The sequence below is a fragment of the Micromonospora musae genome (assembly GCF_003626545.1).
GTDB classification, from domain to species: domain Bacteria; phylum Actinomycetota; class Actinomycetes; order Mycobacteriales; family Micromonosporaceae; genus Micromonospora; species Micromonospora musae.
In genome coordinates this window covers 650,947-664,266 of the sequence record NZ_RAZS01000001.1, presented here as the reverse complement: position 1 = coordinate 664,266, position 13,320 = coordinate 650,947, and the positions used below count along the sequence as shown (strand labels likewise).

Annotated in this window: 15 protein-coding genes and 1 pseudogene; 8 read left to right on the top strand and 8 right to left on the bottom strand. The window is 74.5% G+C overall.

The window, feature by feature from the left end:
- The first annotated feature begins 104 nt into the window (after positions 1 to 104).
- The gene (locus D7147_RS03130; protein ID WP_120673691.1) at positions 105 to 851 is read left to right on the top strand and encodes a Fic family protein; all 747 of its coding nucleotides are present in this window, start codon (positions 105 to 107) and stop codon (positions 849 to 851) included.
- A gap of 19 nt (positions 852 to 870) precedes the next feature.
- Here the strand turns inward: D7147_RS03130 and D7147_RS03125 are convergent, their stop codons facing one another.
- The 7 genes from D7147_RS03125 to D7147_RS33480 form a co-directional block, all read right to left on the bottom strand.
- Positions 871 to 1,503: a TetR/AcrR family transcriptional regulator gene (locus D7147_RS03125; RefSeq protein ID WP_120673690.1), complete on the bottom strand. Its 633-nt coding sequence runs from the start codon at positions 1,501 to 1,503 to the stop codon at positions 871 to 873.
- Positions 1,398 to 2,762 (bottom strand): methyltransferase, encoded by a 1,365-nt coding sequence (locus D7147_RS03120; RefSeq protein ID WP_120673689.1) that lies wholly within the window; start codon positions 2,760 to 2,762, stop codon positions 1,398 to 1,400. The genes D7147_RS03125 and D7147_RS03120 overlap by 106 nt, the downstream gene beginning before the upstream one ends.
- On the bottom strand, positions 2,759 to 3,697 hold the full coding sequence (locus D7147_RS03115; protein ID WP_120673688.1) for an SRPBCC family protein: 939 nt from the start codon (positions 3,695 to 3,697) through the stop codon (positions 2,759 to 2,761). The genes D7147_RS03120 and D7147_RS03115 overlap by 4 nt, the downstream gene beginning before the upstream one ends.
- 408 nt (positions 3,698 to 4,105) lie before the next feature.
- On the bottom strand, positions 4,106 to 4,912 hold the full coding sequence (locus D7147_RS03110; protein ID WP_120673687.1) for an HAD family hydrolase: 807 nt from the start codon (positions 4,910 to 4,912) through the stop codon (positions 4,106 to 4,108).
- A 350-nt stretch (positions 4,913 to 5,262) separates the two neighbouring features.
- Entirely contained in the window at positions 5,263 to 5,430 is a 168-nt protein-coding gene (locus tag D7147_RS03105; RefSeq protein ID WP_199716633.1) for a hypothetical protein, read from the bottom strand.
- A 65-nt stretch (positions 5,431 to 5,495) separates the two neighbouring features.
- Positions 5,496 to 5,912 (bottom strand): hypothetical protein, encoded by a 417-nt coding sequence (locus D7147_RS03100; protein ID WP_120673685.1) that lies wholly within the window; start codon positions 5,910 to 5,912, stop codon positions 5,496 to 5,498.
- Between the two features lie 293 nt (positions 5,913 to 6,205).
- Positions 6,206 to 6,415: a SigE family RNA polymerase sigma factor gene (locus tag D7147_RS33480; protein ID WP_199734056.1), complete on the bottom strand. Its 210-nt coding sequence runs from the start codon at positions 6,413 to 6,415 to the stop codon at positions 6,206 to 6,208.
- 250 nt (positions 6,416 to 6,665) lie between these two features.
- On the opposite strand from D7147_RS33480, the gene ssd reads away from it, so the two are divergent.
- The 7 genes and pseudogenes from ssd to D7147_RS03060 all read left to right on the top strand — a co-directional run bounded on the left by ssd (position 6,666) and on the right by D7147_RS03060 (position 12,412).
- Positions 6,666 to 7,766 (top strand): septum site-determining protein Ssd, encoded by a 1,101-nt coding sequence (ssd, locus tag D7147_RS03090; protein ID WP_120673684.1) that lies wholly within the window; start codon positions 6,666 to 6,668, stop codon positions 7,764 to 7,766.
- Entirely contained in the window at positions 7,763 to 8,971 is a 1,209-nt protein-coding gene (locus D7147_RS03085; protein WP_120673683.1) for a TadA family conjugal transfer-associated ATPase, read from the top strand. Before ssd ends, D7147_RS03085 begins: the two co-directional genes overlap by 4 nt.
- Positions 8,972 to 9,582: 611 nt before the next feature.
- Positions 9,583 to 10,362 (top strand): annotated as a pseudogene (locus D7147_RS03080) (hypothetical protein); the annotation flags it as partial.
- Complete coding sequence (locus tag D7147_RS03075; RefSeq protein WP_407663301.1) at positions 10,362 to 11,207, top strand: type II secretion system F family protein; 846 nt, start codon at positions 10,362 to 10,364, stop codon at positions 11,205 to 11,207. The pseudogene D7147_RS03080 and the gene D7147_RS03075, both read left to right, overlap by 1 nt.
- Before the next feature lie 64 nt (positions 11,208 to 11,271).
- Positions 11,272 to 11,400, top strand: coding sequence for a DUF4244 domain-containing protein (locus tag D7147_RS03070; protein ID WP_208418639.1), 129 nt, complete (start codon positions 11,272 to 11,274; stop codon positions 11,398 to 11,400).
- A complete protein-coding gene (locus tag D7147_RS03065; protein WP_120673682.1) occupies positions 11,397 to 11,768 on the top strand; it encodes a TadE family type IV pilus minor pilin in 372 nt (123 codons plus the stop codon). The genes D7147_RS03070 and D7147_RS03065 overlap by 4 nt, the downstream gene beginning before the upstream one ends.
- A gap of 275 nt (positions 11,769 to 12,043) precedes the next feature.
- Positions 12,044 to 12,412: an Rv3654c family TadE-like protein gene (locus D7147_RS03060; protein ID WP_233562916.1), complete on the top strand. Its 369-nt coding sequence runs from the start codon at positions 12,044 to 12,046 to the stop codon at positions 12,410 to 12,412.
- Positions 12,413 to 12,610: 198 nt separating this feature from the next.
- Here the strand turns inward: D7147_RS03060 and D7147_RS03055 are convergent, their stop codons facing one another.
- Positions 12,611 to 13,189 (bottom strand): LURP-one-related/scramblase family protein, encoded by a 579-nt coding sequence (locus D7147_RS03055; protein ID WP_120673681.1) that lies wholly within the window; start codon positions 13,187 to 13,189, stop codon positions 12,611 to 12,613.
- Between the last annotated feature and the right edge of the window lie 131 nt (positions 13,190 to 13,320).

Here is a 13,320-nt window from a genome sequence, read left to right as displayed (position 1 = left end):
AACTGCACCCGTGGGTGTGCCCGGCGCGTCCGTCTCCGGTGGTGTCGCTCGCCCCGGCGGCGGTTGGCCGCCGTCGCCCCCACCGGGGTCGCTAGCGTGACGGGGTGACCACCGACCCGCTCGCTCCGCTGCTCGAACTCGCCGACGTCGCCCCCGCCGCGCAGCGGGCCCGGGAACGGTTCGACGAGGCGTTGCGGCACCGCGCGCTGCGCCGGCACGGGGGACAGGTCACCGGCGAGGTGAGCCTCCGGTCCGCGGTGGCCAGCGCCGCCCTCGAGGGGTACGCGTACGACCGCGAGGCGGTCCGCGCCGGTACGGTCACCGACCCGGTGCTCCAGGGCGCGCTGCGGGTCGCCGGGGCGCTGCCCGGGCTGACCGAGCTCTGGCCGAAGGCGCCCCGGCAGGCACTGGCGAGACTGCACGTCCTCGCCGCCCGCGACCTCGTACCCGAACCGGAGCTGGGACGGCCGGTGGCCGATGCCGTGGTCGCCGCCCGCCTGGACAACCTCGCGGCGCTCGTGGCCGGCGGCACCCGGGTCTCCCCGTTGGTGCTCGCGGCCGTGGTGCACGGCGAACTGCTGGCGCTGCGGCCGTTCGCCGGCCCGTCCGGCGTGGTCGCCCGCGGCGCGGCCCGACTGGTGCTGCTGGCGAGCGGCACCGACCCGCGCGGCCTGCTCGCCGTGGACGTCGGCCATCACGAACGGGAACCCGAGTACGTCGGCTCGGCCGGGGCCTTCGCCACCGGCACCCCGGACGGGCTCCGTTCCTGGTTGCGGCACTACATGACGGCGGTCGAGGTGGCCGCGGACGAACTCACCCGGATCGGCGACGAGGTGCTGGCGGCGTCCTGAGAAGGAGGCGATCCGGCCGTCAGCTCCGTCGCGTGGCCCGGTTGATCCTGCCCTGTAGCGCTCGCCGGGCGATCGGACCGAGGTCGTCGACGACCTCGATGAGCACGGCGAGCTGGTCGAGCGCGGACAGCGCCTGGTCGGCGCCCGCGCGGTCCACCCCGTCGTAGAGCTCCAGGCCGATGAACGCGGCGGACACGGCCCGGGCCAGCCCGGGCACGTCGGCGACCTCCGCGAACGGGGACCCGTCGAGGAGCCGGAGCAGGACGATCTTGATTGCGTCCACCCAGAGCTGGAGCGACGCCGCCGTGGGCGCGGCGAGCCGTTCGTCGCCCTGTGCGCCGGCCAGCATCTGGGCCAGGATCGAGACGTTGCCCAGTTCCCGTTCCTGCTCGTGCAGCTCGCGCCCGACCGCGAGCAGCTCCCGGAGGGAGCGGACCTGCTCCAGGCTGGCCGACCAGTGCCGCACCCGCTCGGCGGTACTCGCCCGGCAGGCGGCCGTGAGCAGGTCGTCCACGGTGCCGAAGTGGTAGAAGACGAGCGCCTGGTTCACCCCGGCGGCCGCGGCGATGGTACGGGCCGACACACCGGCGATGCCGTACTGGCGGATCGCGGTGATCGTCCCGTCGAGCAGCCGTTGCTTGGTGTCGGACATCGCTCTCCTCGCCGACTCGCCGGATGGGGCGGTGCGATCATCGCATCGCTGACCAGCTGTGCCAGCCAGGTGATCCCCGGCAGTCGCAGCGTCCAGCCCACCAGGGCCCAGCCCAGGTTGACGTGTTCGAGTGCGCGGGCGACGGCGGCCACCCCCCGATCCGTGTGGCCGTCGCCGCCCGCGTACCCGGCCCGCCACAGCACCTGCGGGTGCTCCGCCGCGGGTGCGATGGTGAGGTTCACCGGGGCCCGGCGGTCGAGGAAGCGCCAGACCGCCGCGCAGGGGCCGCAGTCGTCATCGAGCCAGAGGACCGCGGAAGCGCCGGTGGCATACGGTCGCCAGCGCGGCCACCAGTCGTGCACCTGCCGCCGATAGTCCCGCCAACGCAGGCCGTACCGCCTCGCGAGGTCGTGTTCCTCGTGTGGCCGGGCCACGGCCGCGCTGAAGGCGACCGCGGTCACCGCCACGGCCACGAGCGCCGGGCTTCGGGTGGCCGCGGCGACGACCAGGACGAGCGTCACCGCGCCGAGCTGCATGGGGTTCGCCAGGTAGGCGTAGGGGCCGGTGGTGACGAGCCGGCGGGGCGGGTCCCACGGGTAGGGCGTGCCGCCGCCCCGGGCCGCGAATTCGCGCACCGCCGCGAGTGCCGGTGCGGCGACCAGCAGTCCAACCTGGGCGACCAGCAGCAACAGGGGCATGGGCATCGCGCTGAGCCGGGCCCACGACCCGCCGCCCAGCTCGAAGGCCAGCGTGGGTAGGAACCACAGCAGCATCGCGCTGAAGAGACCGACCTGGAGCAGCGTCCGCGTACGCAGGTGGCGGCGATCGGCGCTGAACCTGCCGAGCAGCTGCGCCGGCAGGGCGACGGCGATCAGGCCGACCGCCTCGCCGACCAGCCAGTGCGGTCCGAGCCGGACCAGTGGCGTCAGCGCGGGCATCGCGACCGCGTCGAGCCAGAGCAGCAGGCCGAGCGTGAGCGGCAGCGGGAGCACCCGGCGCAGCAGAACGGGCAGTGGGCCCCACAGGGCAGCCCAGCCGATCCACAGGTCGACCGGCATTCCGCGCCAGGCGCCGCCGACCGGGGCGAAGGCGAACCAGCCGGCCAGCCGGGCGGCGTCGTTGAGGGCGGCGATCCCGATCATGCTGACCACGAAGGCCAGCAGAGCGGCGGCTCGGGCGTCGCGACCACGCTCGAACCCTGCGGCTGCGAGCACCGCCAGCAGCGGTACCGCCAGGGCGAGATAACGGGCAGCCGTCATCGCAGCGTCATCATGTCGAGCAGGTGCTCCACGCCCTCACCGAGCAACGCGTTCTGCAGGGGACCGAAGTACCAGGACGGGTCGAGACCACGCTCGTACCGCACGGTGACGCGGATCTGCGTACGGTCGGATCCGGCGGGCTGCCAGCGCAGGTCGGCGTGCTGCCACGTCAGCCAGCGGCCGGTGATCGAGGTGTCTTCCACGAAGCGGAAGCCGAGGTGTCCAGGCTCGTTGACCTCGACCTCGGCGAGCAGGTGGCCGCCCGGGCCATGCGCGCTGCCGTGGTATCCGAAGGCCCAGCGATCTCCTGGCTCCACGCCGTCGCCGACGACGTGCCCGGGTGTCGGAACGCCGAGCAGCCGCAGAGATGCGGACCGGATGGCGGCCGGTCGCGGCCCGGCCGCGATGCGGGCCGCCACCTCCTCGGGCGGCAGGCCGACGACGCGGGTCACCTCGACGGACTGGACGGGGTCGATCCGCGGCCCGATCCCGCTACCTTCCAGGCCGGGCAGGAGCAGCAGCGGTACGGCGATCACGGCGTACGTCCGTGAGGAGCGACGGACCGCCCGGATGAGTGCGGTGCTGCCGTGGGCCACCGCGTAGACCAGCGGCGCGGCGAGTAAGACGCAGATCGCGCCCTCGTGCAGCGCCACAGCGGCCAGCAGTAGCGCGATGGTGGTGACGCCGAAGACCCGGCCGTGGGACGTGCGCCCGGGGGTGAGGGCGAGCGCCGCGGCCAGGATCACCGGGAGCGCGACGAAGAGCAGGGCGCTGTCGGCGTGGCCGTCGCGTACCGCCACCGTGAAGACCATCAGGCCGAAGGCCGTGATCAGACCGGCCAGGATCCAGTTGGCGATCGTTCTTTCCGGCTTCGGCTCGTCCTGCTCCGGCTTCGGCTCGTCCTGCTCCGGCTTCGGCTCGTCCTGCTCCGGCATGTTTCCTCCCCGTGTTTGAGCACTCGCTCAAGACGGAAGCATAGGGAGATTTGAGCGAGTGCTCAAGTGGGTTGACGGCGGCGCAGCCGGCTGTGGGCCGGGCGCGGTCAGGCCTTCGTGGCCGGGGCCGTGGATTGCACGGCTCGGTGCCGGACGGGTGAGGTTGCGCCGCGACGGGTCGCGATGGACTCAGGGCCTTCCGGTCTGTTCCGCACGGCATGCGCAGCACGCCTGGCGGCGGCCGTCAGCGCTGGGTGCGCCGGCTGGCCGGCGGTCGCGCGGTGGAGGAGCCGGTAGGTGTGAGCCCGCGGTGGAGGTGCCGGGCCGGAAGTGGCGCGGTCGGGTGCCCGGCATGACAGTGGTGCGGTCTTCGTGACCTGACCGCCCGGGTGGCGGAAGGGGGTCGAGTCAGGTGGCGGTGGAGTCCGCCCGGGTGCGCCGGTGTCGCCCGTACCAGGCGATGCCGATCGCCACCCCGACGCCGACGCCGAGCGCCGCCGCGGCCACCGGCACCGCCGGACGCTCGCGCAGCCGCCGGCCCAGCGGAATCGGGTGGCGGAACTCCAGCACCGGCCAGGCGTTCTCGGTGGCGAGCCGGCGCAGCTGCCGGTCCGGGTTCACCGCGGTGGGATGACCGACGCACTCCAGCAGCGGCCGGTCACTGTACGAGTCGGAGTAGGCGTACGAGTCGGCCAGGTCGTAGCCCCGCTCCTCGGCGAGCCGGTTCACGCCCTCGACCTTGCTCGGGCCGGCCGCGTAGAACTCGACCTCGCCGCTGTACCGGCCGTCCTCCACCGTCATCCTGGTGGCGATCACGTCGGTAATCCCGAGCAGTTCACCGATCGGGCGGACCATCTCCTCGCCGGAGGCGGAGACCAGCACCACGTCCCGCCCGGCCGCCTGATGCTCCTCGATGAGCGCAGCCGCCTCGGCGTACACGTACGGATTGATCAGCTCGTGCAGTGTCTCCGCGACGATCTGGCGGACCTGCTCCACCGGCCAGCCCTTGCACAGTGTCGCCAGGTAGTCCCGGGTGCGAGCCATGGTCTGCTCGTCGGTGCCGCCCAGCCGGAACATCAGCTGCGCGTACGCCGACTTGACCACGTCACGACGTGTGATCAGCCCGTCCCGGTAGAACGGACGGCCGAACGCCAGCGCGCTCGACTTGGCGATGACGGTCTTGTCCAGATCGAAAAAAGCGGCACCTCGGCCCACGGCGCGAAAGTCTAGTCCGATGGTCTATGGTCGGCGGGTGCCCGGGGTCCAATGATCGCCAGATCGGCGGCCGGACCCGGTCACCTCTGCGCACCGTGACCGCGATCACACTCTGCGAAAACAAATTCGCGGGGAGTGGAGTGAACACCACTCGACGTAACAGGTCCGCTCAGGCAGACTTGTCCGCACGACGAGTGCTCATATCCGACAGTAGGCAGACCCTCAGCGGTTGCACCCCCCGTGACCGCTGAGTTGGTTCGGCTCGACCCCCCCGGAGCCGAACCTCCCGACGACCCCCGTCTCCCCCCGACGGGGGTCGTCCCTTTGTGGGTCAAGCGCTGCGGCCCAGGTCACAGCCCCTCCTCGTCCTCGTCGAGGGTGCTTTCCGAGTTTGTTCCCTCTGCAGGAGTCAGCAGATCGTCAGCAGGCAACGTGAAGGCATCCAGGACCCGGACGGCGTAGTCGTCCGGGGTGTGCGTGTAACGGTTGAGCGTCGTTGACGCCTGCTCGTGGCCCATGACATCTAACGAAGGGCCACGGCGGCACTCGCGGCAGGAGTGGTGTGCGGGTAGGTACTGCTGGGTCACGCCCCGGTCAGTCGCAGGCGGAGCAGGCGGGTACCCAGGCTGACCACCCCGCTGCCGGCCGCCGTGCCTACCAGCACCAACATCGCGCCTACCCCCCACAGCCCGCTGTCATCGCTCGACGCAGCCTGCACGGCCCAGGGAACCGTGAAGGCGACCGCCATCACCGGCGCGACCAGCCAGGGGCTGAGCCACCAGCCGCCGGCGGCGGCGATCACGGCGAGCGTGAGCACGCACCCGGCTACCTGCCACACCGCGTACGGGCCGCTGACCGCGCCGGTCTCCGGGTCGGTCCGGTAGCCGGTGTTCCAGCTCAGCCAGGCGAGCCAGGTGCCGACCGTCGCCGCCGCCAGGAGCGGGCCGCCGAGCAGGGTTAGTTGTGCGCCGGACGGTACTGATTGGAAATGCGTCGTCATGTTCCCGCTCCTCCACGTCCACGCCGGCCTCGTGTCTGAGCCCTCGTACCTGTCGACCGGGGCCCCGGTACCTCGCGAGAATCATTACGTCATCAAGGCTCAAAGTCAGCAAGTAGTCATCGAGGCGCGCGGCGACGAGCAGCGAACGCCGGCACAGAACAGGAGATCGTTCACTCCAACGCCAATCGCCGACATCGATCAGCGAAGGTCCACTCGACAGCGCGAGACCGCAGCTCCCGACGGGGTCGCCCCTCTACGGGTTGCGCCACGCGGGGCGTGTCGTGTCGCCGTGCTCAGAAGCGGCCGGCCAGCGCGAATCCGACGAAGATGACGAGGGCGAGGGGGAGGGCGGCGACCAGCGCGAGCGCCCGCCGGCGGTTCGCTCCGCTGATCAACGCGTCCTGCACCACGTCCTGCGCGAGGTCCCGGTCGCCGGTCAGCACGGCCGCGTAGCGGGACAGCGCCGGCAGCCGAGCGGCCATCACCTCGTCGAAGCTCTCCACTCTCGTACCTCCTGCCCCATGGAACGTCACGAGCGCCGAAGGATGTGACACCGCTCGGCCGTCGCCGTCGCCGTCGGCTGCGGACGCCGCCTGGGCCGGGCGCGACTTCATTTAGCAGATCCATTGCCGGGGCGGGCGTTGTCCACAGCCGGCGCAGTTGTCCACAGCCGACCGCCGTGGGGCGGCCGGCGGCCCGGATCGCGAGCAACGTCTCGGGCAGCACTTCGAGCCCTGACCGCTGGAGGCCGCGATGCCACCCCGTACCTCCGTCCCGTCACCCGGCCGGCGCCCGCTGGTCGTTACCGGTGACGGCGTACTCCTCGACGACCTGCTCCGGCTCGCCGCCGCCGGTGGTGCCGAGGTGGACCTCGCCCCCGATCCGGCTGCCGCGCGCACCCGCTGGCTGCCGGCGCCGCTCGTGCTGGTCGGCGTCGACCAGGCACAGCCCTGCCTCCGGGCCCGCCTGCCGCAGCGCCAACACCTGGTCCTGGTGGGCCGCGCCGGTGAGCTCGATCCCGGCTGGCAGGTGGCCGAGCTGATCGGCGCCGAGCACGTCGCCACCCTGCCCGCGGCCGAGCCGTGGCTGGTGGACCGCTTCGCCGAACACGGCGCCGACCCACCGGGAGCCGCCGCCCGGATCGTCGCCGTGCTCGGCGGCCGGGGCGGCGCCGGGGCGAGCATCCTGGCCGGGGGGCTCGCCGTCACCGCGGCCCGTACCCGACTGCGGACGCTGCTGGTGGACGCCGACCCGCTCGGCGGCGGGCTCGACCTGGTCCTCGGCTGGGAGCAGCTGGACGGGCTCCGCTGGCCGTCGCTCACCGACGCCGACGGCCGGGTGGACGCCCCCGCGTTGGTCCGGGCTTTGCCCCGCCGCGGCGACCTGGTGGTGCTCTCCTGGGATCGGGGTGACCTGCTCGCCCTGCCGGCCCCGGCGATGGCGGCCACCCTCGACGCCGCCCGGCGCGGCCGCGACTTCGTCGCCGTCGACCTGCCCCGGCAGCTCGACGACGCGGCCGTCCTCGCCCTGCAGGCCGCCGACCGGGCCTACCTGGTCGTCCCGGCGGAGCTGCGCGCCATCGCGGCGGCGTCCCGGGTCGCGGCGGCCGCCGCCCTGCACTGCACCGACCTCTCGGTCATCGTGCGCGGGCCGGCCCCCGGGCGGCTGCGGGCCGGTGAGGTGGCGCGGGCACTCGGACTTCCGCTGGCCGGCACGCTCCGACCCGAGCCCGCCATCGTGCGGGGGCTGGAGCGGGGAGAGGCACCGGCCGCCACCGGGCGGGGGCCGCTGGCCACCCTCTGCCAGCGCATCGTCGCCGAGCTCACCGGCGCGCCCACGGCCGGTGCGGCGTGAGCGGCCGGTCGGACGGCGGTCTCCCCGCCCGGGTGCGGCAGCGGATGGCCTCCTCCGCGACCCCGGTCACCCCGGCCGCGATCGTCTCCGCCGTCCGCGCCGAGCCCACCGCCGCCGTCCTCGGTGACACGGCGGTGCTGCGGATGGCCGACCGGGTACGCGACGAGCTCGTCGGCGCCGGTCCGCTCGCCCCGCTGCTGGCCGACCCGGAGGTGACCGACGTGCTGGTCAACGGCGTCCGGGTGTGGGTCGACCGGGGGCAGGGCCTGCATCAGGTGGCGGTCCCGCTCGGCTCGGTCGACGACGTACGGCGGTTGGCGCAGCGGCTCACCGCGAGCGCCGGCCGGCGGCTGGACGACGGCTCCCCGTACGCGGATGCCCGGCTCGCCGACGGCACCCGGCTGCACGCCGTCCTGCCTCCGGTGGCGACGGACGGGCCGTACCTGTCGCTGCGCACCTTCCGGCAGCGGCCCTTCACCCTGGACGAGCTGGTGCAGCACGGCACCGTGCCCCGATCGGTCGCGCCCGTGCTCTCCGCCGTGGTGGCGGCCCGGCTCGCCTACCTGGTGACCGGAGGCACGGGGTCGGGCAAGACGACCCTGCTCAACACTCTGCTCGGGCTCGTACCAGCGACGGAACGGATCGTGCTGGTGGAGGACGCCGCCGAGCTGCGGCCGAGGCATCCGCACGTGGTCGGGCTGCAGGCGCGAACCGCCAATGTGGAGGGATCCGGGGTGGTCGGCCTGGCCGACCTGGTCCGGCAGGCGCTGCGGATGCGACCCGACCGGCTGGTCGTCGGTGAGTGCCGAGGCGGCGAGGTGGTGGATCTGCTCGCCGCTCTGAACACCGGCCACGACGGTGGTGCGGGGACGCTGCACGCCAACGCCCCGACCGACGTGCCGGCCCGCCTGGAGGCGCTGGGAATGCTCGGTGGGCTGCCGCGTGCCGCGCTGCACGCCCAGGTCGCCGCCGCGCTGCAGGTGCTCCTGCAGGTGCGCCGCAGTGACCGCGGTCGGGTGCTGGAGTCGGTCTGTCTGCTACTGCCCGGGGAACCGGACCGGTTGATCACGGTGGTGCCCGCCTGGGCGCGTGGACGTGGCGCGGGCCCGGCCGCCCGGGCGCTCGCCACGCTGCTGCGCGAGCGGGACGTGCCGGTGCCGCCGATCCTCAGCGAGCCCTGGCCCGGATCGGCGGGGCCGGCATGAGCCCGGCGCTCTGGTCGACGCTGGCGCTGCTGGTGGCGGCCGTCCTGGTCGGTTGGCCGCTGCGCGGCGCCCGGGCCCGCCGCCGCGCGGTGGTGTCCACGATCGGCGGCGCGGGACGTCGGGCACGCCGCTCGGCGGACGAGGCGCTCATCGCCTGGGTCACCGAACTCGGGAACACTTCCGACGACCCTCCCGGTTCGCTGAACGCCCGACCCGGGCAGCGCACGGGACCGGGCGGCGTCGTTCCGCAGCGTGACGGGACGGCCGGGGCAAGTCGCACCGCCGATGCCGTGCCGTCCGTGGTGCGGTCGCAGCCGGCCGGGTCGCCCCGGCGCTCGCCGGACGACGCGGACGCTGCCCCGCCCGGCCAGCCGGCCAGCGGCGACCGACCTGGCGTGCCCAGCGGATGGTCGGGCTTCGACACCGAGCCGAGCCCGGTGACAGTCCCCACCGACGCCGCGCAGGAGACGGCCGGCCGGCGCTCCGCCCGCCGTCCGCATCAACCGGGCCAGGCGTCACCGGTCGGGTCGGGTCGCCGCGAGCGGGCAACCGGCCACGGCGGCAGCGCGGGGTGGCCGCCCGGCCGGGATGTGGCCCCCCGCGGGTCCCGCCCCACCCGGCAGGGCCCCGGGCCGGGACGGGCGCCCGGGCCGTCGAGCCCGCCCGCCAGACGGGACGCGAGGGGTCCCGCGGGGCTGGGCGGGACTCCGGAGCCGAGCGTCACCCTCCAACGCCAACCGGGGGCGACACCGTTGAGCGGCGGTCCCCGTTGGGGTCGCGTGCTGGGTCGGGCACCTCGGCGCACGCTGCTCCTGACCGGGCTGGCCGGTGCCGGTCTGGGCGGCCTGCTCGGCGGCCCGGTCGCCGCCGTGGCGCTGGCGGGGTACGCACTTCTGGGCATGCGCGCGGCCATTCGGTGGAGTGCCACCCGGCACGTCGAGCAGGCTCGCCGGCGGCGACTGGATCAGCTCTGCGGGTTCGCCGCCGATCTGCGGGCCGGGCTTCCGGTCCCGCCGTTGAGCGACCCCGCGGAGCAGCCCGACGGGCCGGACCGTCTTCACCGGCTCGCGTCGGCCGCCGTGCGGCTCGCCGACCGGACCGGCGCGCCGCTCGCCGACCTGGTCGAGCGGATCGAGGCCGACGCCCGGTCGACCGATCGAGGGCTCGCCGCTGCGGCCGCGCAGGCGGCGGGGGCACGAGCCACCGCCTGGCTGCTGGCAGCACTTCCGCTCGGCGGCATCGGGCTCGGGTACGGCATCGGCGTCGACCCGGTCCACGTGCTCCTGCGCACGCCGATCGGGGGCGCCTGTACGGTGCTCGCCGTCGCGCTCCAAGCCGCTGGGCTCTTCTGGGCCGAACGGCTCAGCGCCGCACCGGCCCGGGGTGCCTGATGTCTCGGGCCGTCCTGGCCGCCGCTCTCCTGGCCGCGGCGGCCCTGCTCGCCGCGACGACGGGCCGCCGGCCGCTGGACCGGCTGCGGGCGCTCCGCGACTCCCGCCCGCCCGGGTCAGCTCTGCCGCACGACGAGTCGGGGGCGCGTCGGTGGTGGCTCGGGTTCGGCCGCCCGGCGCGGTCTTCCGGGGGCAGCACGGTGAGCGCGGGCGGTCCGGCGGGCGACGGTGCCGGCTCCGAACGGGGACGGCGTCCCGACCTGATCCGGCTGGCCTCGGTGCTGGGCGGTCTGGCGGTCGTCGTGGTCGCGGGCAACTGGCTCGGTCTGCTCGCCTCCGTGCCGGCCACGATCCTGCTGGATCGGCTGCTACGACGGATCGAGCCGCCCGCCGACCGCAACCGTCGGCTCCGGGAGGCAGCCGACCTGCCACTCGCTGCGGATCTGCTGGCCGCGGCGATGCGTGCGGGGGCACCCGTGGACAGGTCGGTGCTCGCGGTCGCCGAGGCGTTGGACGGCCCGCTCGCGACTCGACTCGGAAGGGTCGGCCGGACGCTGCTGCTCGGCGGTGGACCGGAGGAGGCGTGGTCGGCGCTCGACGGGGTGCCCGGCGCGGAGCGGGTGGCCGCTGCCGCGTACCGGTCGTCGAACAGCGGTGCGGCGCTGGCCGGCGCGCTGACCCGGCTCGCCGACGACCTGCGCGCCGACCGGGCCACCGCCGCCGAGGCGTCGGCCCGGCGGGCAGGCGTGCTCATCGTGCTGCCGCTGGGGCTCTGCTTCCTGCCGGCTTTCATTCTCGCCGGCCTGGTGCCGGTGATCGTCGCCGTTCTCGGCGACGTGCTCTGAGAAACATCGAGGAAGGGGTACGAACGTGCGCAAACTGCTGGCCCGCCTGCGCGGGGACGCCGGGATGAACACCGCCGAGTACGCCGTCGGCACGCTGGCGGCGGTCGCCTTCGCAGGCATCCTGCTGAAGGTCCTGACGTCTGGGAACGTCCAGTCCGCGTTGACGGCCGTCATCGACCGGGCGCTCAAGTGATCCGGCGCCGGCTGGCCGGCCGTGACCGGGGTTCGTTCACCGCCGAACTGGCGGCCGGCCTGCCGGCGCTGCTGTTGCTCCTACTCGCCGGGCTGACGGCCGTCGACGCGGTCAGCACCCGAGCCGGTTGCCTGCACGCGGCGCGGGAGGCGGCCCTGGCCGCCTCCCGCGGCGAGGACGGTCCCGCCGCCGGGGCCCGGGCAGCTCCCGCAGGATCGGAGTTCACCGTCACCATCGGCGGCGGGCGGGTGCAGGTGACCGTCCGGGCGCCGGTCCGCGCGCTCGGCGCTCGGCTGCCCCGGATCACCGTGACCGCGACCGCGGTGGCCGCGATCGAGCCCGGTGCGGCCGAAGCGGCCCCGTCGTGAGCTGCCCCGACCAGCGGCCGAACGTCACCGGCGCGGAACACCGGCATCGCGGAGGCGGACCCCTCGTGATCCCCGCGAGGCGCGGGCCGGCGGCCGGCGCCGATCGCGGGGGCCCCGGTCCCTGGCGTGGAAAGGGCGTGGGTGCCGACTCCCGGATGTGCGGCGGTGTGCGACGCGGTCTGGGCCCGGGCCGAAAGGCGGACGCGGGCGCCGATCGCGTGACGCGCGGCGCGTCCAGCGGCCGCGCGTGCCGGCCGGTCAAGGAGCCGCACCGGCTGTGTCGGTCGGTCGAGGAGCCGCACCGGGAGCGGGGCGGGGCAAGCGTGTGCCTGCTCGTGGTCGGTCTGGCGCTCGTCCTGGCCGGGATGTTCGGCGCGGCGGTGGGCGCGGCTCGGGCGGCGCGTCAGCAGGCGGCGGTGGCGGCGGACTTCGGCGCGCTGGCCGGTGCCGGGCGAGCGCTCGACGGCGACGAGGCGGCGTGTTCGGCGGCGGCCGAGATCGCGGGGCGCAACGGCGGACGCTTGCTGGTCTGCCGGCTCGACGACCTCGACGTGCTGGTCACCGCCGAGGTCAGCGTCACCGTGCTGCCCGGCCTGACCCGAGTCGCCACGGCCAGCGCCCGGGCCGGCCCGCTGCGCGGCTGAGCGCTCGACGTCGGTTGCCACGGCCGGCGCCCGGGCCGGCCCGCTGCGCGGCTGAGCGCTCGGCGTGGGTCGCCACGGCCAGCTCCCCGGCCGGCCGGCTGCGAGGTTGAGCGCTCGACGTCAGCCGCCACGGCCAGGGCGCGGGCCGCGCCCCGATGACGCTGCCTGACCGGCGGCCTCACCGGGGCGGTGCCGGGCTCAGCGGGCCTGGAGCGCGTCCAGGGCGATGGCCATGGCGATGACGAGCCGCCGGTCGATCTGCGGGTGCTGGATCTCGACCACGTACCGGTCCCGCAGGCCCCACTTCTTCACCACGGAGAAGACGGGCTGACCGTCGGCGGTGAAGTCGAAGTGGTACGGCAGCCAGGAGAGCGAGTCGACGAAGCGCCGCAGCAGCGCCACCGGCAGGCTGCGCTCCTGGCCGGTGACCGCCGGCAGGCCGGCCTGCTCGACGTGCCACGTGGAACGCAGCAGGGACTGCGCGAAGTTCTTGCGGAACAGGCCGACCGGGTTGCCGGTCGCATCGGTGACGTCGTACGTGGCGCCGAGGTCGAGGGCCTGGCGGGCCTTGAAGCCGAGGACGGGCTGCTGCTTCGAGTCGTCCGTGTAGAGGGTGACCTGCTCCTTGAAGGCGAGCCGCTTCTGCTGGGCGAAAGCCAGCAGCTGCCCCTCCGAGCCGTCCGGCGCCACCGCGAGGACCTCGTATTGGTTGACCATCAGCCGCACCCGCTGGCGGATGTGGAAACGCTGCTGAGCCTGCAACATGTCGGGCTGCATTTTCGTGTTCTCCTTGTTTAGGGACGCCGGAGTGTTGCACACCACAACACCCCGCACCCTCCCCGATCGCCCGCCCTCCGGCCGCTCAGCCGTGGCCCGTACGCTGCGGCAAGAGCCGACCACCGCCCGTA

Bases quoted from the DNA above. Each gene is read 5' to 3' on its own strand.
- D7147_RS03055 (WP_120673681.1), bottom strand. From the start codon at position 13,189: ATGCAGCCCGACATGTTGCAGGCTCAGCAGCGTTTCCACATCCGCCAG.
- D7147_RS03105 (WP_199716633.1), bottom strand. From the start codon at position 5,430: ATGGGCCACGAGCAGGCGTCAACGACGCTCAACCGTTACACGCACACC.
- D7147_RS03075 (WP_407663301.1), top strand. From the start codon at position 10,362: ATGTCTCGGGCCGTCCTGGCCGCCGCTCTCCTGGCCGCGGCGGCCCTG.
- ssd (WP_120673684.1), top strand. From the start codon at position 6,666: ATGCCACCCCGTACCTCCGTCCCGTCACCCGGCCGGCGCCCGCTGGTC.
- D7147_RS03125 (WP_120673690.1), bottom strand. From the start codon at position 1,503: ATGTCCGACACCAAGCAACGGCTGCTCGACGGGACGATCACCGCGATC.
- D7147_RS03070 (WP_208418639.1), top strand. From the start codon at position 11,272: ATGAACACCGCCGAGTACGCCGTCGGCACGCTGGCGGCGGTCGCCTTC.
- D7147_RS03100 (WP_120673685.1), bottom strand. From the start codon at position 5,912: ATGACGACGCATTTCCAATCAGTACCGTCCGGCGCACAACTAACCCTG.
- D7147_RS03115 (WP_120673688.1), bottom strand. From the start codon at position 3,697: ATGCCGGAGCAGGACGAGCCGAAGCCGGAGCAGGACGAGCCGAAGCCG.
- D7147_RS03120 (WP_120673689.1), bottom strand. From the start codon at position 2,762: ATGACGGCTGCCCGTTATCTCGCCCTGGCGGTACCGCTGCTGGCGGTG.